The sequence below is a fragment of the Serratia sp. PL7 genome (genome assembly GCF_945957435.1).
Map to the genome: position 1 here is coordinate 1 of NZ_CAMFLB010000137.1, position 357 is coordinate 357.

The window sequence follows — 357 nt, forward strand, 5'->3', positions numbered from 1 at the left end:
GGTTATCCGGCAAGCGGTATTTCCGCATTAAATGTCTTTCCTGATTTCACCACGCCATAAGCCAGTTGCAGTAGTTTGCGCATCGCTGCACAGACTCTCTCTTTGCCCGTTTTTCCGCGTAACTTCAGCCTTTCTATCAAGTCCTTAACCACTACATTGTATTGGCCTGCCACCACCGCGGGCATGTATAACGCGCTTCGCAGCTCACCGTGTCCCACTTTCGATAACCGGCTTTTCCCTTTAAACATCCCCGACTCACATCGCTGTGGATTCAGTCCTGCATAGGCGACCAGGGCCTTGCTGCTGGTGAACCGCCGCAGGTTCCCTGCGAAGGCCAGCAGGCTGGAACTCAGCATC

Annotated in this window: 1 protein-coding gene; it reads right to left on the reverse strand. The window is 53.8% G+C overall.

From position 1 onward, the window contains the following. Positions 1–2: 2 nt before the first annotated feature. Positions 3–357 (reverse strand): transposase (locus tag N6G83_RS54620; RefSeq protein WP_260524453.1); only part of this gene is annotated, 355 nt, incomplete at its 5' end.